At 44.2% G+C, this 21,439-nt stretch carries 18 protein-coding genes; 5 read left to right on the top strand and 13 right to left on the bottom strand.

The window, feature by feature from the left end:
• Positions 1-930, top strand: coding sequence for a TIGR01777 family oxidoreductase (locus AC1DUD_RS18670; protein ID WP_477377084.1), 930 nt, complete (start codon positions 1-3; stop codon positions 928-930).
• A 124-nt stretch (positions 931-1,054) separates the two neighbouring features.
• On the opposite strand, the gene AC1DUD_RS18665 is transcribed toward AC1DUD_RS18670, so the two are convergent.
• Together AC1DUD_RS18665 and AC1DUD_RS18660 are read right to left on the bottom strand one after the other, a co-directional pair.
• Positions 1,055-2,047, bottom strand: a complete 993-nt coding sequence (locus AC1DUD_RS18665) for an NADP-dependent oxidoreductase (protein ID WP_477377082.1) — start codon at positions 2,045-2,047, stop codon at positions 1,055-1,057.
• Entirely contained in the window at positions 2,047-2,598 is a 552-nt protein-coding gene (locus AC1DUD_RS18660) for a hypothetical protein (RefSeq protein WP_477377080.1), read from the bottom strand. The genes AC1DUD_RS18665 and AC1DUD_RS18660 overlap by 1 nt, the downstream gene beginning before the upstream one ends.
• Positions 2,599-2,721: 123 nt before the next feature.
• Here AC1DUD_RS18660 and AC1DUD_RS18655 point away from each other — a divergent pair, with 123 nt between their 5' ends.
• On the top strand, positions 2,722-3,618 hold the full coding sequence (locus tag AC1DUD_RS18655) for a LysR substrate-binding domain-containing protein (RefSeq protein WP_477377078.1): 897 nt from the start codon (positions 2,722-2,724) through the stop codon (positions 3,616-3,618).
• Between the two features lie 136 nt (positions 3,619-3,754).
• Here AC1DUD_RS18655 and feoB read toward each other — a convergent pair whose 3' ends face one another.
• The 5 genes from feoB to AC1DUD_RS18630 all read right to left on the bottom strand — a co-directional run bounded on the left by feoB (position 3,755) and on the right by AC1DUD_RS18630 (position 8,597).
• Positions 3,755-5,869, bottom strand: coding sequence for a ferrous iron transport protein B (gene feoB, locus AC1DUD_RS18650; protein ID WP_477377076.1), 2,115 nt, complete (start codon positions 5,867-5,869; stop codon positions 3,755-3,757).
• A gap of 10 nt (positions 5,870-5,879) precedes the next feature.
• Positions 5,880-6,095, bottom strand: a complete 216-nt coding sequence (locus AC1DUD_RS18645) for a FeoA family protein (RefSeq protein ID WP_321560051.1) — start codon at positions 6,093-6,095, stop codon at positions 5,880-5,882.
• Between the two features lie 595 nt (positions 6,096-6,690).
• Positions 6,691-7,089, bottom strand: a complete 399-nt coding sequence (locus AC1DUD_RS18640; protein WP_477377074.1) for a VanZ family protein — start codon at positions 7,087-7,089, stop codon at positions 6,691-6,693.
• Position 7,090: 1 nt separating this feature from the next.
• Complete coding sequence (gene gcvH / locus AC1DUD_RS18635) at positions 7,091-7,471, bottom strand: glycine cleavage system protein GcvH (RefSeq protein ID WP_477377072.1); 381 nt, start codon at positions 7,469-7,471, stop codon at positions 7,091-7,093.
• A 148-nt stretch (positions 7,472-7,619) separates the two neighbouring features.
• Positions 7,620-8,597 carry a tetratricopeptide repeat protein gene (locus AC1DUD_RS18630; protein ID WP_477377070.1) on the bottom strand — a complete coding sequence of 326 codons (978 nt, stop codon included), beginning with the start codon at positions 8,595-8,597 and terminating at the stop codon, positions 7,620-7,622.
• A 110-nt stretch (positions 8,598-8,707) separates the two neighbouring features.
• Between AC1DUD_RS18630 and AC1DUD_RS18625 the strand changes: the two genes are divergently transcribed.
• The 3 genes from AC1DUD_RS18625 (at position 8,708) to AC1DUD_RS18615 (ending at position 11,318) form a co-directional block, all read left to right on the top strand.
• A complete protein-coding gene (locus tag AC1DUD_RS18625; RefSeq protein ID WP_477377068.1) occupies positions 8,708-9,919 on the top strand; it encodes a serine hydrolase domain-containing protein in 1,212 nt (403 codons plus the stop codon).
• A gap of 92 nt (positions 9,920-10,011) precedes the next feature.
• A complete protein-coding gene (locus tag AC1DUD_RS18620) occupies positions 10,012-10,326 on the top strand; it encodes a YbaB/EbfC family nucleoid-associated protein (protein WP_477377066.1) in 315 nt (104 codons plus the stop codon).
• A 314-nt stretch (positions 10,327-10,640) separates the two neighbouring features.
• Positions 10,641-11,318 carry a metal-dependent hydrolase gene (locus AC1DUD_RS18615; protein WP_110586282.1) on the top strand — a complete coding sequence of 226 codons (678 nt, stop codon included), beginning with the start codon at positions 10,641-10,643 and terminating at the stop codon, positions 11,316-11,318.
• Between the two features lie 199 nt (positions 11,319-11,517).
• Here AC1DUD_RS18615 and AC1DUD_RS18610 read toward each other — a convergent pair whose 3' ends face one another.
• From AC1DUD_RS18610 to polA, 6 genes are all read right to left on the bottom strand, one after another.
• The gene (locus AC1DUD_RS18610) at positions 11,518-11,706 is read right to left on the bottom strand and encodes a hypothetical protein (protein WP_477377063.1); all 189 of its coding nucleotides are present in this window, start codon (positions 11,704-11,706) and stop codon (positions 11,518-11,520) included.
• A 72-nt stretch (positions 11,707-11,778) separates the two neighbouring features.
• Positions 11,779-13,041 carry a glucose-1-phosphate adenylyltransferase gene (locus tag AC1DUD_RS18605; RefSeq protein WP_477377061.1) on the bottom strand — a complete coding sequence of 421 codons (1,263 nt, stop codon included), beginning with the start codon at positions 13,039-13,041 and terminating at the stop codon, positions 11,779-11,781.
• The gene (locus tag AC1DUD_RS18600; RefSeq protein ID WP_477377059.1) at positions 13,038-14,462 is read right to left on the bottom strand and encodes a glycogen synthase; all 1,425 of its coding nucleotides are present in this window, start codon (positions 14,460-14,462) and stop codon (positions 13,038-13,040) included. The genes AC1DUD_RS18605 and AC1DUD_RS18600 overlap by 4 nt, the downstream gene beginning before the upstream one ends.
• 422 nt (positions 14,463-14,884) lie before the next feature.
• On the bottom strand, positions 14,885-17,314 hold the full coding sequence (locus tag AC1DUD_RS18595; RefSeq protein ID WP_477377057.1) for a TonB-dependent receptor: 2,430 nt from the start codon (positions 17,312-17,314) through the stop codon (positions 14,885-14,887).
• A gap of 79 nt (positions 17,315-17,393) precedes the next feature.
• A complete protein-coding gene (locus AC1DUD_RS18590) occupies positions 17,394-18,347 on the bottom strand; it encodes an AraC family transcriptional regulator (protein WP_477377055.1) in 954 nt (317 codons plus the stop codon).
• Positions 18,348-18,580: 233 nt separating this feature from the next.
• Positions 18,581-21,388 carry a DNA polymerase I gene (gene polA, locus AC1DUD_RS18585; protein WP_477377053.1) on the bottom strand — a complete coding sequence of 936 codons (2,808 nt, stop codon included), beginning with the start codon at positions 21,386-21,388 and terminating at the stop codon, positions 18,581-18,583.
• Positions 21,389-21,439: the final 51 nt, after the last annotated feature.

Genomic DNA, 21,439 nt, shown 5'->3' with positions numbered 1-21,439 from the left:
ATGAAACCCTATAAAAAAATTGTATTGGCCGGCGGTAACGGTTACCTCGGTACGGTGCTGGCTAATTATTACCACGACCTGGCAGATGAAGTGATCATCCTTGCCCGCAAACAAAAACCGGTAAACGGCAATGTGCATACCGCTGTTTGGGATGGAGAAACTGAAGCAGGATGGACAGTACACCTTGCCGGTGCCGATATGCTGATAAACCTGTGCGGTAAAAATGTAAACTGCCGTTATACCGAAAAAAACAAAAGGGAGATCATCCGTTCAAGGGTGGTACCTACCGAACTATTGGGCAGGGTGATCAATAAAATGGTTAACCCGCCAAAAGTTTGGATCAACGTAACCTCTGCCACCATTTACCGCCATGCCGAAGATCATCCGCAGGATGAGGAAACGGGCGAAATTGGTTATGGCTTTTCTATCGATGTTTGCCAGATCTGGGAAAGTACTTTCTTTAAGACAGATACGCCCCACACCCGCAAAATTGCCTTGCGCATGGGCATTGTGCTTGGCCGAAGCGACAGCGTTTTTCCGCGGTTGCTTAACCTGGTTAAGTTTGGTCTTGGCGGTAAACAGGGCGATGGCCAGCAATATATGGCCTGGGTACACGAACATGATGTAGCCCGCAGCACCCAATGGCTGCTTGATCATCCTGAACTAAACGGCATATTTAACTGCACTGCTCCCCAAAGTGCAAAAAATACCGATATGATGCACCTAATCCGTGAGGCTTATGGTGCGCCTTTCGGCTTGCCAGCCCCACAATGGCTGCTGGAAATTGGCGCTATGGTAATCGGCACCGAAACCGAACTGATATTGAAAAGCCGCTGGGTGATGCCAAAACGTTTATTGGATAGCGGGTTTAAATTTCAGTATGAAAAAGCTGAGCATGCGGTGCATGATATTTTGAGTATAAGAGGGTAGGGGCTTCAAACACATCAAATCTCATTGCGAATAACCTTTTGGAGAACCATAAGCTGGTGAAGACTTACGAAGTTTTAAAAACTTCGTAAGTCTTGCTCTGCTACTTGTCATGGGTAGATGGGTTTTATACCCGCACAATCATTTTCCCTTCGTTTTTGCCCCGGAATAAACCAATAAAAGCTTCGGGAAGTTTGTCAAAGCCATCCATAATTGTTTCGGTGTATTGTAATTGACCCGCTGCTACCCATTGTTGCAACCTGCCAATACCTTCGGCAAAGCGGGTTTTATAATCAGCAATAAGAAAACCTTGTATTAACAGTTTTTTGTACACCACCAACGGCAGCAAACGGGGGCCGGTATCGGGTGCCGTATCATTATAACTGGTTATGGAACCACAAACCACTACACGCCCATAATCATTCATCCGGTTGATCACAGCATCTGAAATAATGCCGCCTACATTATCAAAATAGATATCTATGCCACCGGGGCAAAGGCGGGCTATTGCGGCCTCAATATCGGGAGTGGTTTTATAGTTAACCCCTTCGTCGAAACCCAACTGCGATTTCATCCATTCAACTTTTTTGTCACTTCCGGCAATGCCGATTACCCGGCAGCCCATTAATTTACCTATTTGCCCTGTAATGCTACCCACTGCCCCGGCAGCACCAGAAACCACTAATGTTTCGCCGGGTTTAGGTTTGCCGATATCCGTTAACGCGAAATAGGCTGAAAGGCCTGTTGAGCCCAGGATGCTGAGATAACTGCTTAAAGGAAGGCCGCTCGCGTTTAATAGTGTCAGCCCTTCACCATTGTGGATCAGGTGATCGCGCCATTCCATGAAACCAAGCACTTTATCACCCGGTTTAAATTCTGGGCGGGCAGAGTCTACAACCTCCGCCACCGCGCGTGAATACATCATGTCACCGGCAACAAGCGGCGGCTTATGCCCTCCTGCCATTTTAGCCCGAAGATAGGGGTCAACAGAGATGTACAAAGTTTTGAGTAGTAGCTCTCCCGTTTTAATAGCGCGCAGCTCTTCAAAACCGAAATGAAAGTTGGCCACCTGCGGCATTCCTACCGGCAGGGAAGCCAACCTGATCAATTTGCTGTTCATTAGATGCCATATTTTCCGGTGAGCGCTTTTAGTTCGATGCTTTTGGCGAAAAGCGGTGTTTCTTCATGGTTGTGGAGATCTGAAGCGGCCTGGCGGCTGGCAGCGGCCTGCGCCAGTGTAACGCCATGTTCTTTAATAAAAGCTAAAAATTCGGGTGTGCCAGTGGCATGAATCTCGTTGGTATATTCGCAGGTATCTGCATCTATCGCGGTAGCTTTAAGCTCCCAAAGTACTTGTACGGTGCTGCGGCCGCTTTTACCAAACACGTCAGACACTGATAGCATACGGCAATAATCCGGGCGATATTCTGTTGCCACATAATGCTGTATGACCATAGCATCGCCTATCATTTCTACATTAATAGACATCGGCTGACCATCATAGGTACGGGTAAAGCCGGCCGCAATGTGATTAACCGAGCATTTTTGATATTCTGCATCGGGGAGGTTGAAGAGCCAGTCGGCAATGTTTACTTTTTCAATGGGTGCGTTGATGGTAGCTGTTACTACAGAGTGAGATAAAGCGTTTTCGGGAGTTTGTTGAATTTCCATGATTTTGTTGTTTTAATTTGTTAAATCAAAGTTCAGGGATAAAACTTAATCGTCTAAACTCATTTTTTAGATATAGTTCATTGATAAAAGCGATTATAAAAAATCAATTGCATATCTTAGATCATGGAACTTCGCCAACTAAAATACTTTATAAAGGCTGCTGAATTGCAGAATTTTACAGATGCGGCGTCGGCAGTATTTATTACTCAAAGTACACTATCGCAACAAATTAAGCAGCTGGAAGATGAATTGCAGGTGCCTTTGTTTGATCGTGTTGCCAAGCGCATACGCCTCACAGAAGCGGGCAGGTTCTTTCTGCCCTACGCCCAAAAAACGGTGAGAGATGCTGAAGATGGCCGCGATATGCTTAAAGACCTGATGAACTTGCAAAGTGGCACCCTTACCGTTGGTACTACTTATGGGCTTACTAATTTGCTTACCAAGGCAGTGTTGGATTTTAGCGCCAAATACCCCAATATCAAATTGCAGATCGGTTTCGGTACAACGCAGGATCTCCTGACGAAGCTGGAACAGGGTAAACTGGATATGATGTTGTCATTTATGCCTGAGCAACAATCGGCTACCATCCAATCGGAAAGGATCTTTTCATCTTGTCTCGCGCTTATCGTTCATTCAGATCACCCGTTGGCTCAAAAGAAACAGGTAAATCTCAGGCAACTCAGCGAAATCCCCCTGTTATTACCATCAGCGGGTTACAGTATCCGTAATTACCTCGATAGCGTATTGCAAAAACAGCAGGTAACACCCAATGTAAAAATGGAAGTTAATGACATTCATATGCTCCTGCAACTGGTTGACACGGGTAGGTGGGCTACTGTGCTCATGGGCTCTTCGGCTTTTAACCATCCCGGTCTCAAAGCTATCAAGATCATTGGAGCAGGGATGACACGGGAAGCAACGATCGCCTGGCCCAGGAACGCCTACCGCAAACGTTCGGCATTAGCGCTGGCACAAGGTATTGCAAGTTATGCAACGGATTATCATGTGGGTGATTTGTAGATTTTTGAATTAAAACTTATAGTGATTTCCTATAGTTCCAAACTACATGAATTTAAATTCATGTACGGAGAACAACAATTTTGTTAACGCGGATAAACAAGCTATAAACTATCAGCTATTATTCCTAAACTACGCCTTACTTCAGCCAGTGATACACAATAAATGATGCTGTGTACGCCAGCGCGGTCATATAGGCAAACTGGGCTGCCGGCCATCGCCAGTCTTTGGTTTCGCGATATACCACCGCCACGGTGCTGGCACATTGCATGGCAAAGGCGTAAAACATCATGAGCGAGAAAGCTACAGCCAGCGTAAACACGGGCTGACCGGTTTCGGGGTTTTTAGCTTCGTGCATCTTTTCCTGTACCGATTGCAGCTTGTCGGCATCGCCCTCCACGCTGTAAATGGTGGCCATGGTGCCCACAAATACTTCCCGGGCAGCAAAGGAGCTAATGAGTGCTATACCTATCTTCCAATCGAAGCCAAGAGGCTTAATAACAGGTTCAATAACATGGCCGAATACACCGGCGTATGAGTTTTCCAGTTTTTCGGAAGCGATAACTTTGGTGAGGCTATCCGGTGTCATGGTTTTGGTGTATTGCGGCTGGGCGTATTGTTTATCTATGCGGGCAAACCTATCGCCGGGGCCATATGATTTCATTACCCACAGGATTACCGAAACGGCAATGATCACCTTACCGGCCTGGAATACGAAAGTTTTTGAACGGTCATACATGGTGAAGATCACATTCTTCCACCTTGGCATGCGGTAAACAGGCAACTCCATGATAAAGTAACCGCGCTCACGGGCCTTGAGGATATGCTTCATTACAAAGGCCACAATAACTGCCGAAAAAATACTGAGCACATACATAGCTGTTAGCGCCAGGCCCTGCAGGTTAAAGATCCACCAAACGTTGCGGTTGGGTACAACCAACGCTATTAGCAGGGTATAAACCGGTAAACGGGCTGAGCAGGCCACCAATGGGGTAACCATGATGGTGATCATCCTGTCCTTCCAGTTTTCGATAGTGCGGGTGCTCATAATAGAAGGTACCGCACAGGCAAAACCGCCGATAAGTGGCACTACCGATTTACCGTTAAGCCCTACCTTACGCATCACTTTATCCATCATAAACGTAACGCGCGACATATAGCCTGTATCCTCCAAAATGGAGATCAGTGCAAACAGGATGGCTATTTGCGGTATGAACACAAGCACCCCGCTTAAGCCGGCAAGCACACCATCAATAACCAGGCTGCTCAGCGGACCGGCAGGCAGGATTTTAGCAGCACCGGCCTGAAGCCAAATGAACAGATCCTCAATGAGCGACATGGGGTAGGCCGACCATGAAAAAATAGCCTGGAATATGAACAGTAAAATGGCGAAAAAGATCACAAAGCCAAATACTTTGTGGGTAAGTACTTTATCTATCTTGTTGCTTATGGTTTCGTCATGAGCCGTTTCGGACTTTTTAACGGTATCGTAAAGCAGGTCGTTAATGAAGTTATAGCGGGCAATAGTTTCGGTAGCCTGTGCTTTTTGCGAATGGAACGCATGTTCCTGCTCCATCTGCTCAATACGGTCGCTTTCTGTTGTTGAAAGGTAGTTGAGCGTTTCATGCTGATGAGCGAGCTGCAAAGCTACGTAAGGGTTTTCAACCTGCATCTCCCCTTTTATCTGGGCTATTATGCCCGGGGCTATGCTTTCAATATCTATGGTATCCTGCTGCAGTGGAACGCTGTTGGCAAAAGCGATAGCATTTTTAAGTTTATCAATCCCGGTATTTTTCCTGGCGGAGATAGGTACCACCGGCACGCCAAGCTTTTTAGCAAAAAGATCGATATTGATTTTAATACCCGCTTTTTCTGATACATCGATCATGTTAAGCGCCACCACTACGGGAATCTTCAGATCGGCTACCTGGGTATAAAGCAGCAGGTTTCGTTTTAAGTTGGATGCGTCAAGGATCACCACTACCAGATCGGGTACCAAGCCTTTTGATTTATCAGCCAGTACCGAAAACACAATGGATTCGTCTTTACTTTTGGGGTAGATGCTATACGTGCCCGGAAGGTCAATTATCTCGGCTGTGCGGCCATCGGGGAGCTGGGAAAAGCCTGTTTTTTTATCAACAGTAACCCCCGGAAAATTTCCGATCTTTTGATTTAACCCGGTGAGTATATTAAACAGAGTTGATTTACCGGTGTTGGGATTTCCTACAAGTGCAACTCTTATATCGGCTTTCAATGCTTACAAACTACTGCAAAATGATGGTGGATGCTTCAAACCTGCGTAAGCTAAGCTGGTAGCCGGATACGCTGATGGCAATAGGGTCGCCAAGTGGTGCAATGCGCGAAATGCGAACTTCTTCGCCCGGTAAACAGCCCATCTCCATCAACTTTACCGACATTTCAAGATCAGTAAATTCCTTTACGATACCAATTTCGCCTACTTCCAGTTGTGATAGCCTCATCATTTATAATATAAAACGTAGCAAATGTAAGCTTATTTATATTAAATCCAAATAAGATATGATGTGATGTGCAGATTTTAAATGTGCAGATGTGCAAATGACTTTAATGTGAAATTTGGATGCAAATGCGAGGGATTCCAGATGTGCATATTTCAAATGTGCAAATGACTTTTTGATGCCATTGATTTTGCTTTTTCTGCTTTTTTACTGACAAGATACTGTCAGTGTTCAGTTTTTAAAAACGGGTGTTCAGCCTTTAATTTCTAAAAAATGCAAGTCTTTGATTATCAGCAATGATTTGTTCATGCTTGATAATTTGCTGATAGCTACTGAAATTAAGACGCTGATTATCAGCGGTGTTTGTTTTGGAAAAAATCGCAAGTGTTTACACTTTTAAAAGTTGAACACCCGCAAAATAAACAGTAATTTTCGCTTTGCCTGATATATTCCTACACGTTAAGCCATCATTTTCACATACGCAAATTTGGAATGTGTCGATTTGATTTTCCCAAAATGCGGGCAGCCGCAGCCTTTATGGAAAATACCGCATGATGAGGCCACAGTTAATAACAACGCACCTAATAAAATAACCAGTTTATTTTTTTTCATTTTTTCCAATCGCCTCAATAGTCAGCATAACACTAAAAACACCCATACAAGCCCCAAGCACATCGCAAAAAAGATCGTTCCAATCGCCGGTTCGCCAGGTGAAAACGGAGGTCTGCAACACCTCTATGAGCCCGCCAAAAAATATGCTGATAGCCCATATAATAAATATTTCTGTATACGTAAGTCGCCTGGGCTTTTGTTGCCTGATAACGCCAAAACAAACCAGCACAATAAGCGTGAAAAATAAACCGCAATGGGTTAGCTTATCAAAACCTTCAAAAAACAGAGGCGATTTATCAACAGAATCGAGATGCACCGAGCAAATGATTAAAACAAATAAGGCCCACAAAATAGCGGGCCCATGATATTTTAAAAATAGCTTCATCTTATACGCCGATAACCGCTTTGTAATCGTCGGCAGATAAAAGTGAGTCAACATCAGCAACGTCAGCTACGGTGATCTTTACCATCCAGCCTTCGCCATACGAGTCGGTGTTAACCAGGTCGGGTTGGTTGTTTAGTGCCGGGTTAACCTCGGTTACAGTACCGGTTACAGGCATAAACAGATCAGATACAGTTTTTACGGCTTCAACAGTGCCAAAAACTTCGTCTTTAGCAACTTCTTTACCTAATGAAGTAACATCAACATAAACAATATCGCCCAGCTCGCTCTGAGCAAATTCGGTGATGCCTACGGTAGCTACATTGCCTTCAACCTTAATCCACTCGTGGTCTTTGGTGTATTTTAATTCAGCTGGAAAATTCATGTCGTTAAATTTTGTGTGCTCAAAAATAGTAAAACTTTGGTTTTCGCAATTATGGATATGTAAAATATAAATTCACCATTTCCTATATGGCATAATAATGATTTATTGGCGATAAATTTGTAATTGTTAAAGCTGTTTACACATTTGCTTAAAATTTCCTATCGACCGATGCCATCCAATTGTCCAGTGACTTACGTTGATCTGCGTTGTTTTGCAGCCATTGGGCACCGGCTGTTTTATCAGCACTAAGACTGATAAGCTTAACAGCTGTTGAAAAGTGCGGTGATTGCGACAGCTTGTAAAAGAAAGCGGCATAATAATTCCAGAAGAAAGTTTGCTTACCTGCTTTTTCGCCAAGCTTGCCAACAGCAGTAAAAATATTTTTCAGCTGGTTTTCCAACTGGCCACCCGATGCAGCAATTGCTGTGCTTAATGTTTTATTAAGCAGCAGGGTTTCGGCATCTGCTTTTCCTGCTTTTAAGTCACCTCCTTTCAGTAAACTTTGCAGGTTGGTATAAGCTTCGTCTGCACGTGGCCCATCCGGGTCGAGCAAAAGGAAACTGCACAGGCCCATCAATGCCGGCACCCTTTTGTTTTGGTGGAAAGTTACCAATCCATAAAGACGCTGGCTGTTGGCATGTTTTGGGTCAAGCTTAATAGCTTCAATTGCCGCCAGCTCGGCATCAGCGTATTTTTGCGCACGAAAATAGGCTATCCCTAAATTAAAATATAATGGCTGATAACCGGGCTTTAATTTAATCCCTTGCTGGTAAGCATCAATGGCCTGTTGCGGTTGGTGGGCAGCATCATAAATGCTTCCCGTTAGCTCGTACGCAGGGCCGGTAAGATCTCCACCGGTTTGGATTACCTTATTAAGGTAAGGTATTGCTTCGGTACCCTTACCCGAAGCATTGAGACTGAATGCTAATTGGTAATTAGCCTGAGCATTATCGGGCTCGGAGGCCAGGGCTTCTTTATATTTTTCAATTGCCGCCAGATAATTTTTTTCGGCGTTAAGCCTGATTCCTTCTTTTATTGTACTATTTACATCTGTATTTTGAGCCTGCACCAACCCTGCGGTGAGGAGGAAACTGATAACAAGCAAACATTTTTTCAACAAAATCATACTTAAACATACTAAAGTGCGCTAACTAACAGAAAAATTTAAAACTTTAATTAATACCTGCTGTATAATTTCTAATTTTCGCATTCGTTTAGTGTGAGATAAATTGCTTTATGAGATTAGTGTACAAAAGCCTGGTAGTATTTACTGCCCCCCTGTTACTGTTAGCCTGTTCATCCAAAAATAAAAATAAAGACCAATCGCAGTCGCAGGTTGCAGCGAAGCCGCTCGATACCACAGCGCTGTTGGCCTATAATCCTAAAAATGCCGATAAAAAGATCGATGCCGTAATGCAGGAGCTGCATCGTACCCGTGGCTTTAACGGCAATGTGCTCGTGGCTAAAAAAGGTAAAATAGTTTATGAAAAAGCTATTGGCTGGGCCGACTACCTGCATCGCGACAGCCTGAAGATCGGCTCGCAGTTTGAACTGGCTTCGGTTACTAAAACCATGACATCAACCGGGATACTCCTGCTCATGGAACGCGGCAAATTGAAGCTTGACGATGATGTTAAAAAGTTTTTTCCCGATTTCCCGTATGATGGCGTAACTATTCGCTTGCTGCTCACGCATCGTTCAGGAATGATGAATTACGTATATTTTATCGACGACATCTATCGCAAAAATCATCTGAACCAGCGCAAAGGCCTTACCAACGCCGAAGCCATGAAAATGATTGCTGACAACAAGCCTACCCGTTTCAATGAGCCTAATAAGCGGTTCCTGTATAACAACTCCAACTTTATGGTGCTGGGCTCCATCATCGAAAAAGTAAGCGGGATGAGCTATGCCCAATTTATGCAGGAGAATGTGTTTAAGCCTGCCAGCATGGCGCATACCCATGTTTACTCAAAAGCGGTATATGATAAAATACCTGTTGATGTTGTTGGGCACGACCGCGGCCAGTGGCGCTACTCGGTGGCACAAAACTTTTTGGATGGCCCTGTAGGTGACAAAGGCATTTACAGCACGGTTGGCGACTTGTTCCTTTTTGACCGTGCCTTACGTGCAGGACTGTTGTTAAAGCCCGCTACGCTTGATTCGGCCTATGTGCCACGCAACCCGATGTTACATGGACATTTTAGCTATGGTTACGGTTGGCGTACGTTTACCGCACCAGGCCAGGAAGTGATTTACCATACCGGCTGGTGGCATGGCTTCAGGCATATCTACCTGCGCGATATGAAGAACGATATTACCGTTGTATTACTTACCAATCTGGCCAATGGCAGCTTGCTTAAGCTCGATGACCTGTTTAAAACAGTTGGCATGCCTGTTGTGCGTAAAAGTGCATATAACGGAAATGGTGACACCAGTGATGATTAACGGATTGGAGAATGGTTGATTAGGTGAATGGTTAAATTTGCAACTTAATCAACCACTCACCCAATCAACCACTCACTAAAAAACTAAATAAAATGTTTGATAAATTAATGGAAGCCCAGCAAAAGGCTGGCGAAATGAAAAAACGCCTTGATGCCATCAGCGTATCAGGCTCGGCCGAGGGCGGTAAAATTATTGTGAACGCTAATGCCAATAAAGTGATCCAGTCGGTACAGATTGAACCTGATTTTTTGGCCGGTGCGGATAAAGAAGAACTGGAAGAACTACTGGTTGTTGCAGTAAATAAAGCCCTTGAACAAGCCGAAAACATCAGCCAAAGCGAAATGGCTGCCATGACCCAAAGTATGTTTGGTGGCTTGGGCGGTTTGGGTAATATGTTTGGTAAGTAATCAAGCTTTTAGATCCTTTTCAAAAAATAACAAAGCGTCTTTGCGAGGTACAAAGACAACCGACTGAAGGGAGTTCATTAATAACTATAAAAATCAAATTATAATTATTAATAATCCCCGATTAGCAGGTCCGCCCTGTAAAGTTCGCGATTGCTTCGTACCTCGCAATGACGTTTTTCTCTTCATAGGCCTTTTACATTTTGAGGGCTTTATAGCGCTGTTTGTTCAAACACATATTTGTAACTTTTCTGCCATCAAATCAAATCGCTATTATTAAGTGTTTACTTTTGATCTGATCATAAAATAACATTTCTATGAAAACTACTTATTATGGCCAATCGGCACTTGAGATTGTAACTGGCGGAAAGAAATTACTTTTCGATCCGTTTATAAGCCCTAATCCGCTGGCAAAGGATATTGATATTCACAGCTTAAAGCCCGATTATATCCTGGTATCACACGGGCATGGCGACCACGTAGCCGATCTGTTGGAAATTGCTAAAAGCAGCGGGGCAAAGGTGATTTGTATTGCTGAAATTGCCGGATGGCTTGGTACTAAAGGCATTGAAAATGTACACGGGATGAACATTGGCGGCGGCTTTAATTTTGATTTCGGCCGTGTTAAAATGGTAAACGCCGTGCATTCAAGTACTTTGCCTGATGGTTCACCGGGCGGTAATCCTGCCGGCTTTGTTATTTATGCCGAAGGAAAAGCAGTTTACTTTGCAGGCGATACTGCACTTACTTATGATATGAAACTGCTGGAGGATGACAATCTCGACTGGGCATTTCTGCCTATCGGCGATAATTACACCATGGGGGCAGATGATGCCATTAAAGCAGCTGCGTTCATCAACTGTAAAAACATTATCGGTGTTCACTATGATTCATTCCCGGTTATTGAAATTGATAAGGATGAAGTAGCTGAGAAGTTTATTAAAGCCGGTTTGAATTTGAAGTTACCGGCGATTGGTGAGACTATTGAGTTGTAAAAGGATAGAGTCAAATACCCGTCATTGCTGTAATGCATGAAGCAATCCCCTATGAGCAGGTCCGCCCTGTAAAGTTCGCGATTGCTTCGTGCCTCGCAATGACGGGAGATACTCAAAACAATAAAAGGCCCGGTAATACCGGGCCTTTTATTGTTTTGATACCACCGGACTTAAAACTTCCGGCTTCAGACTTAAAGACTTATTTCTTCCTCATCTTCATGGTGTCTTTTTTCATGATGGTATCTTTTTTCATTTTTTTAGGCTTGGTTTTCTTCTTGGTAGTATCAGTTTGCATAACGCCTTTTGACGGGCTAACTAATGTGCCATGAGCGAAAACGCTGCTGAAAGAGATCGCTGCTAAAGCGATCATACATAGTGCCTTTTTCATAGTTGATTATGTTTTAGATGGTTAGTATTATCTATAACAAATTAACTATGGTTTGTTTTTTTTATTTTTTAATTAAATAACGGTGCCACTTGGTATTATAGCACGTTTCTTAACTACAACAATGCCGTCTTGCACGGTATGAGTTCCGTAATCGCCGTCTTCAAGCTTTTCGCCGCAGTTAATAGTTACGTTATCGCCTATGTAAGTATTTTTATCAATGATGGCATTTAAGATGTGGCAATTATCGCCTATACCCATGATTGGGGAACTGCTTACTTTTGATTCGGCAATCTCCTCAAGGGTTTGATAATTGTCGCTGCCCATCACATAACAGTTTTCGATAATGGTATTTACACCAATACGGGTACGGATCCCGATTATCGAATGTGTAATCTGCTTTGCGTTGATGATACAACCATCCGCAACTATGGATTTCTCCATCAGTGTGCCTGATATTTTTGATGGCGGCAACATGCGTGCACGAGTGTAGATCGGGTTTTTATCGAACAGGTTAAACTTAGGGATATTGTCGGTTAAGCCCAGGTTAGCTTCAAAAAACGAAGGAATAGTACCGATATCTGTCCAGTAGCCTTCGTATTGATAGCTGGCTACACGGTGCCCTTCAATTGATTGCGGAATGATCTCTTTGCCAAAATCGGTGCGCTCGTTACCTTCAAGTAATTCATAAAGCAACTTGCGGTTAAAAATGTAGATCCCCATTGATGCCAGATAAACACGACCTTCTGCCTGCATCTCCGGACTAACCTCTGACGCCCAGCTTTCGAAATTGCTTTTTGGCTTTTCGACGAACGAAGTGATCATGTTGTTCTCATCTGTTTTCAGGATTCCAAAGCCCGGAACATCAGCCGCATCAACAGGTATGGTTGCTATGGAAATTTCGGCATTGGTTTCGATATGATGGTTGATCATATCTTCAAAATCCATTTGGTATAACTGATCGCCCGAGAGGATCAGTACATATTCAAACTCATGTACCGCTAAATGGTGTAAGCTTTGCCTAACCGCATCGGCCGTACCCTGGAACCAGGCCACGCTTGATGGTGTTTGCTCTGCCGCAAGGATATCAACAAAAGCATCACTAAAACTACTGAAGTGATAAGTGTTTTTGATGTGTTTGTTTAACGATGCCGAGTTAAACTGCGTTAATACATAAATGCGCGTAATACCCGAGTGCAGGCAGTTTGAAATGGGGATATCAACCAGCCGGTATTTACCCGCAATTGGTACTGCCGGTTTTGACCGCGTTGCAGTAAGCGGTGATAAGCGGCTGCCCTGGCCGCCACCGAGCACAATGGAAATTACTTTGGATGTCATATAGTTGGTTTTAAGCTTTCGTATAGTTCGGTGTATTGTTGTGTTGAGCGTGTCCATGAAAAATCAAGCGCCATCATTTGCTTGCGGAGCTGCTGCATTTTTGCGGTATCCTGATAAAGTTGTTTAGCCCTGAATACCGAGTGACAGATATCCTGCACACTGGCTTGCACAAAGCGGATGCCGTAGCCTCCTTCATCGCCAAAGTCAATAACAGAATCTTTCAGCCCTCCGGTGGTACGTACAATAGGCATCGTGCCGTATCGCAGCGCATATAGCTGGTTAAGGCCACAAGGTTCTACGCGTGATGGCATCAACAGGAAATCGGCCCCGGCATAGATCAGGTGCGCTAACGACTCGTCGTAGCCAATAAATACATTGCAATGCTCGGGGTATTTATTTTTAAGCTGAAGCAGGGCCAGTTCATTTTCCTTATCACCTGCACCCAATATTACAAAGTTTACTTCACCTTCGTTTTCGAGCAGGCTGCGCTCAATGGCGGCAGGCAGCAGGTCGGCACCTTTTTCAACCACAAGGCGACCGATAAAGGTGAATAAAGGTTTTTCGGGATCAAGCTCAAAGCGTTTGCAAATGGCTTCTTTGTTGGCTCTTTTACCTTTCGCTAATGTTTTAGCCGAGAATTTAGTTGGGATCATTGGGTCGGTTTGTGGGTTCCAAACCTCGGTGTCGATGCCGTTCATGACACCATAACCCTTTGCCCGTTCAATGTAAAACAGGTACTCCAGCCCGTTTGAGTTGTAGGTTAGCTCTTCCAGGTAAGTTGGAGATACTGTGGTATAACGCCAGCTGCATTTAACTGCCGATGCTAAGGGATTGATACCGCCGGCCCAGTCAAGCAAACCTGTTTTGGTCAGGTCAATCTCCGGTAGTAAGGATAGCCTGTCCCAGCCGAAAGCGCCGTGATACTGGCCGTTGTGTATGGTAAATACGGTTGGCGTATTAGCCAGCCTTGTATATAGTTTTGAATGATAAAGCAGGAAAGGTACTAAACCGGCATGGTGGTCATGGCAATGGATCAGATCGGGTGTTTGCTGTGAATAGCTGATCCAATCTAAAAAAGCCAGTTGAAAGGCCATGAACTGGTCGCGTTCATCAGGGTAGCTGTAAATATTTTCCCTGTCGAGCAGGCCCGGAATCTTTACTAAATAAAGCTCAAAACCGAGTTTGTTGGTTTTCTCTTTCAGGATCTCGAAGAAAAGGCGGCGGTTGCCAAGCAGGGTTGCGGCAGCAAAAACAATTTCGAAGTCGTTTTCCTGGGTAAACTTACGGTCGTAAAAAGGCATAACAACAGCAGCCTGCAAACCTGCAAGATTCTGGTACTTAGGCAATGCGCCAACAACATCGGCAAGCCCGCCAACTTTGGCAACGGGATAGCACTCGGCACTCAAATGGTATATTTTCATTCAGGTTTTATTGGCTCAATTTAAGCAAAGATTACCAAAAGAGAAACCTATGAGAATTAATATAGTTTTGGAAAAATTAGTTAAAAAGCACTGAAATTTTATTATCGTTAAGATGTTATAGTTATAAAAATGATAGGGAAAAGGGGGGATTGAGAATCCCATTATCTCCCCACGTCATTGCGAGGCATGAAGCAATCCCCTGTTTACAGAGCAGCTATGCAAGTTTCTTTGTACAGTTTGGGGTTGCTTACACTCCTTAAAGTTGTTAGTCGGGAACTAATGTAAAAAGGGAGGGAAGTGCGATTCCCCTCTTGAGAGGGGTGGAGGGGGGTGTATTTGCTGTATTCTCTCAACGCAGAGACACACCCCTGCTTTCGCTCTTTCCTGCGCGCCTGCTCTCAGTAGGGGAGCTTTTTAATCGATCAAAACTCAAAAATAACCCCAAGTGTTGGCTGCACATTCCCGCCTTTGCGGTTAAGCAATTTGGTTTGAATGCGCGAAGGATCACCCGGCTGATCTTGAAGGCCTCCTGAAGCATCTTTCACCGGAACTACAACTGGTTGTTCCTTATAGGTATGGGCGGTTAAATTTTGAATGTCGAAGTAAAAGTTGAACGAGTAATGTTTAAAGTAGTACTTTTTATCAACCCGGGCATCAAGCTGGTAAAAAGGATCTAAAACCTGGCCGTTCAATTGCGTGTAATTGAAAATTCCCTGCGGATAGGTGCTGTAATTTGTTTTAAGCGATGATAACTGCTGATCATAAGGCGTGTACGGACTGCCGCCTGTAAACCTGAATTTAGCACCTATTTCCCAGTTGCGTTTAAGGATTTTGCCGGCCGTCATGCTCAAAATATAACGACTATTCCAGGATGATTGCACATAGCTGCCATTTTTGTTCTGAAACTCGCTTTTGAAAAGCGTAAGCGCGAAAATGCCATAAAAACCTTTGTTTAGCTTTTGCTGCGCGAAAAACTCAACGCCATAACTACGGCCATTGCTTTCGCCAACAACCGCATCGTTACCAATAACACCAAAATCGGCACCGAGGTTAGCCAGCGGGATGGAATCATTCAATTGGCGAATAACAGGGTAATGCTTGTAATATTTATAAAAACCTTCAACCGTAAAACGGGTGTTTTTAAGCGTATTATACTCAAAGCCTAATACCAGCTGTTTGTTTTCAATATAATTTACGTTCCGGTTTACCAAACGATTGGTGCTATCGCGATAGCCCATAACGGTATAGGCCGGCAACTGGTAGTAAATGCCTGTATTAAAGTTGATGCTAAACTGATCGGTAAAGTTATAGGAGGCAGAAAAGCGCGGCGAAAACGTTTTCAGCAGGTTATTCATCCGGCTTGAATAGTTATTGGCATCGGCCCTGGCACCGAATGAGAGGGATAGTTTATTGTCAAAAAACGTTCGGCTGATTTGCCCGAACAGGTTATACTTAAAAAAGTTAATTTTTGATTGATAAATATGGTTGCCGAAGGGCAGCAGGTTAAACGTGTTGGTGCTATAAGATGCCGTTTCTTCGCCGGTGCCGAAGTTTACGCGATAACTGCCAGCCTGTTCGGTATGCTCAAACCTGAATTTGTTCTCTGTCTCGGCCGACCGGTAATTGAGCGTTTGGCCCAAACTTTCGTCATTATCCCTAAACTTTTGCGACCCGTTATCCAAATAACTGCGACTGATCACCACCTGCGAAAAGCCACGTTGCCCAAAGTGTTTATAAACTGCGCCAACCGAATAGTTTTTTTGATCGTTGGTTGGGATGGTTGCTAAAAAGTACTGGTTTTCTTCGGTAGGATCGGTGCCGAAGTTGAGCTTAAACTTATCGAGCGCGCCGAGGCCGATGAGTGTAAGCTCGTTTTTGTTGTCAAATTTGGTTTTAACCTTAAACTGAAAATCCTGGTAGGATGGTAGGAAAGGCAGTTTAAGTAATTTAAATAAACCTTGCAGGTATGAGTAACGGTACGATGCCAGGTAAGTGGTTTTTGAACCCAACGGACCTTCAATGGTAGCACCAAAATCGCTCGAGCCGATGGTAAGCGTGGCTCCCATCCTATCCGACCGGCCATTTTTTTGGTTGAACTCAAATACCGAGCTCAAAGCATTGCCCCGGTTTGAGGGAAAAGCTCCCGAATAAAAATTAACCTCTTTTACAAAATCTACGTTGATGAGGCCAACCGGTCCGCCGGATGAGCCCTGCGTGGCAAAGTGGTTGATATTGGGGATCTCAATACCATCCAGGTAAAACCTGTTTTCGTTAGGTGCGCCGCCCCTGATAATGATATCGTTACGAAAACTTACCGGGGCCGAAACACCGGGTAACGATTGGATCACTTTCGAAATATCGCGATTGCCGCCAGGGTTTCGCTTAATTTCGGATACGCCGATGCTACGTAATGATACCGGGCTTTCCAGCGTTTTGTTGAGGCGGCTGCTTGCCGTAATTTTCACCTCGTTAAGGCTGGCTACGTCCTCATCAAGTGCTATATCCACAATAGTGGCCTTAACGTTATTTACTTGAATATCTAACGAGGATTTGCTTTTAAAGCCGATTTTTGAAAACTGGAGACCGAAATTGCCGGGCTTTAGTTCGATAACGTAATTGCCAAGCGAATCGGTAGTGGTGCCAATAGATTGGTTGATCAGCTTAACGGTAACCCCGGCTATGGGGATGTTTGATAAGCCGCTTGTTACCGTACCCTTAATTTTTGCGGTTTGGGCCGATGCCGAAATGCAAATAATAAACATGAAGATACATGTAATGGCCACTTTAACAATAATTGGCGGGGATTGATAATGGGATTTTTTTGCGGGATATGTTTGTTGTATTTGCTTCATATACAGGAAATATTTTGAGGCAAAAGTAGCGGCAGATTTTGTTTCCTGTCAGGCGTAATCCGGCAATTGTTAGTACAAATCATTCAATAACAGGATATATGAATTTTTCGCGATAGCTTTTGGGAGTAAACTGGGTGTGCTTTTTAAACACCCGTGCAAAATAGGCAAAGTTTTGAAAACCGAGCAACATGGCTATTTCTGATATATTATGACTGCTTTGCTTCAGCAATACTTTGGCCTCTAAAATAAGCATATCGGTAATATGCGCGCTTACCGGTTTGCCTGTACATTCTTTAACACATTTGTTAAGGTGATTGGCCGTTATATTTTGCTGGCCGGCATAAAAAGCTACCGATTTTTGTTGCCTGGAGTTTAGCTTAACCTGCTGCAAAAACGCGTTTGTTATTGTTTCGGGAGCTGAGTGCAATTTTACGTTTGGCAACGACGAATACTGCCGTTTCATTTGGATGAGTAGCTGGCATAATAAAACACCTATCATCCGTTGCTTATCGGGCAGGTCGTTCAGGTGTTCCTGCTCTATTTTTATCAACAGTTGCGCCAGTTCGGCGCTTTCCTGTTCTGATAGTTTGATGAGTGGGTTGCAGTCGGCCTGGAAAAATGGAAGCTCATCAAGCGTGCCTTGGTTTTTTAAAAACTGGAGGATAAAATCCTTATCGAAAATGCAATAATATCCTTCGGCGTCCTCACTGCATGCTTCGATAGCTTTAATACTGCCCGTGGCATAAAAGCAGATCATATCGGCAGTTATAACATAGCGCTGCAAGGCATCGGTACGTGTCATTTTCCCTTTTTTTAACCAGCAAAATTCATAAACAGTACTACGGGCAGGGTTGATGGGGAATTTAATGTGCTGTACAAATTCTTCGATCCGCATAATGGCAAAAATATTATGCGCAGGATAAACGCCATCTGGTGATTGTGCCGCTTTAGAAAGCAGCGGAGCAGCCTCGGCAGATAGAAACTGCTTAAAAAACTGGTTGGGGTTTCGATAAGGAATATTTTGCTTTTCCATAAAGAATGAGATAGAAACACTTTTTTCTATTTCCTCCCTCGGGAGGGGGGATGTTGGAAATTGCGGCGGCAGGGAGGGCTGCACCCTCCTCGGCGATTGTTGCAAACGAGCGCAAGAGTAAAAAACATGTCATTGCTGAGCGGAGCGTGGCAATTGCACACTATACAGATCCGCCCTGTATAGCATGCGATTGCTTCGCCGTTCCTCCTCGCAATGACATTTTATAGCAGAGCTTAATGCGCCTCCAGCCAGTTTAAGCCTGTTCCAATCTCCACCATGATAGGCACCTCGGTTTTGATGGCGGTTTTCATGTTGTGCATAATGATTGGTTTTACAATTTCCACTTCGTGATGCGGTACGTCAAACACCAACTCGTCATGTACCTGCATGGTCATTCTCGTATCCAGCTTTTGGGCTTTCAGTTCGCGGTGAATATTGATCATGGCTATTTTGATCATGTCAGCAGCCGAACCTTGTATTGGGGCATTGATGGCATTTCGCTCGGCAAAACCGCGAACGGTTGCATTGGCCGAATTGATATCGCGCAAGTACCTGCGGCGCCCCATCAGCGTGCACACATAGCCATTTTCGCGGGCGAAGTTCATAGTATCGCTCATATATTGTTTAATACCGGCAAACTGGATAAAGTATTGTTCAATAATTTCGGCGGCTTCCTTACGTGGTATGCCCAGGCTTTGCGATAAACCAAAAGCCGATTGCCCATAAATAATGCCGAAGTTAACCGCCTTGGCGTTGCGGCGCTGATCGCTCGTTACCTCATCAAGACCGATGCCGTAAACATTGGCAGCAGTGGCCGTATGGATATCAAGGTTATTAACGAATGCCTGCATCATATTGGGATCCTTGCTGATCTCGGCTATAATACGCAGTTCTATTTGCGAATAATCGGCAGATACAATGGTATGGCCACTATCCCTTGGGATAAAAGCTTTCCTAACTTCGCGGCCACGTTCGGTACGGATAGGGATATTTTGCAGGTTGGGGTTAACACTGCTTAACCTGCCTGTTGCAGCAACAGCCTGGTTGTATGAGGTATGTACGCGCCCGGTTTTAGGATTTACCATTTGCGGCAATGCATCAACATAGGTTGATTTTAATTTTTGAAGCTGGCGAAAATCCAGGATATCACGTACAATATCGCTCTTGGCTGCTAATGAAAGCAATACGTCCTCGCCGGTTTGATATTGACCGGTTTTGGTTTTTTTGGCTTTAGGGTCGAGCATCAGTTTCTCGAACAGCACTTCGCCCAGTTGTTTTGGCGATGCGATATTGAATTTTACGCCTGCTTTTTCGTAAACAATTTTCTCATACTGGGCAATATCCGTTTCCAGCGTTTTGCTGAAATCGCGCAAGGTATCATGGTCTATTTTTACGCCCTCGTACTCCATATCGGCCAGCACATATATCAGTGGGTGCTCTATCTCGTTCACCAGTTTTTCGCCTTCAACCTCTTTTAGTTTAGGCTCAAAAACATGTTTAAGCTGCAGGGTGATATCGGCATCCTCTGCGGCGTATTCTTTTATTTTTTCAAATTCTACATCGCGCATATTGCCCTGGTTTTTGCCTTTGGCTCCAATAAGCTCGGTTATAGAAACAGGTTTGTAGCCGAGGTAATTTTCCGACAGGATATCCATATTATGGCGGGTATCCGGATCGATGATATAGTGGGCCAGCATGGTATCAAACAGGGTGCCTTTTACTTCAATGTTGTACCATTTCAGCATCAGGATATCAAACTTAATGTTCTGCCCTATTTTGCCGATGTTCTCGTTTTCCAGGATCTCTTTAAACTCAGTAACTATACTTTGTGCAGCAACCTGATCAGCAGGAACCGGTACATACCAGCCTTCGCCCGGCTTAACAGAAAATGAAAGGCCTACCAGTTCGCAATAATTAGGGTCGGTGCCGGTGGTTTCGGTATCAAAGCAAAAAGTTGGTTGCCCGGCTAATATTTTGATGAGTTCGGCGCGCTTTTCAACGGTATCGGCCAGGTGATACTCGTGTGGTGTATTGTTAATGTTTTTGGCGGCAAGGGTAAGCTCCTCATGAATGTCTTCCACATCAACCGTCATGGTGGTACGACCGGTGGCCGTCGGGTTGCCAAACAGGTCAATCTGGGTACCGGCAGGCTTTAACTCGGTTATGCTGAAATCATCGCCAAACACGCGTCTGCCTAAAGTGCGAAACTCTAATTCGGCAAAAAGCGGCTCTAATAGCTCTTTGCTTGGCGCACAAACTTCAAGACCTTCTTCATCTAATTCAACCGGAACATTTAGTAATATAGTCGCCAGTTTTTTTGACATCAGCCCCTGCGCTTTAAACTGCTCAACGTTTTCGCGCTGTTTGCCTTTAAGTTCGTGGCTATGCTCAAAGATGTTTTCCATTGAGCCGTATTGCTTAATGAGCGCTTTGGCGGTTTTTTCGCCGATGCCGGGAATACCCGGGATACCGTCAACAGCATCACCCCATAAACCTAAAATATCTATAACTTGGTCAACACGCTCAATTTCCCATTTAGCCAGGATCTCTTTAACACCCTGTATTTCCATCTCGTTACCCATGCGGGCAGGCTTGTAAATGCGGATGTTTTCTGATACCAACTGGCCAAAATCTTTATCGGGAGTCATGCAATATACCTGGTAGCCTTTTTGTTCGGCTTTTTTGGCGAGTGTCCCTATAATATCGTCAGCCTCATAACCATCCGAAGTAATAACAGGAATGTTAAAGCCTAATATGATGTTTATTACATAGGGTAAAGCTTTTGCCAAATCTTCGGGCATGGCTTCACGGTGTGCTTTGTAACCTTCAAAATCGGTATGGCGTTCGGTTGGTGCTTCGGTATCAAATACTACAGCCATGTGGGTGGGGGCCTCTTTTTTTAAAACATCAAGCAGGGTATTGGTAAAACCCATCATTGCCGAGGTGTTTAACCCATTTGATGTAAACCGTGGTGTTTTACTTAAAGCAAAATGCGCCCGGTAAATAAGGGCCATGCCATCCAAAAGAAATAGTTTTTTCATCTTTTTATGATTTCACTGATTTTTATTTTCTGGGATTTCACCGATTGATTT

This window comes from Mucilaginibacter sp. P4_A11, from assembly GCF_056402535.1.
Note: the sequence above shows the minus strand (reverse complement) of the source record. Positions and strands in the feature narration are given on the sequence as shown.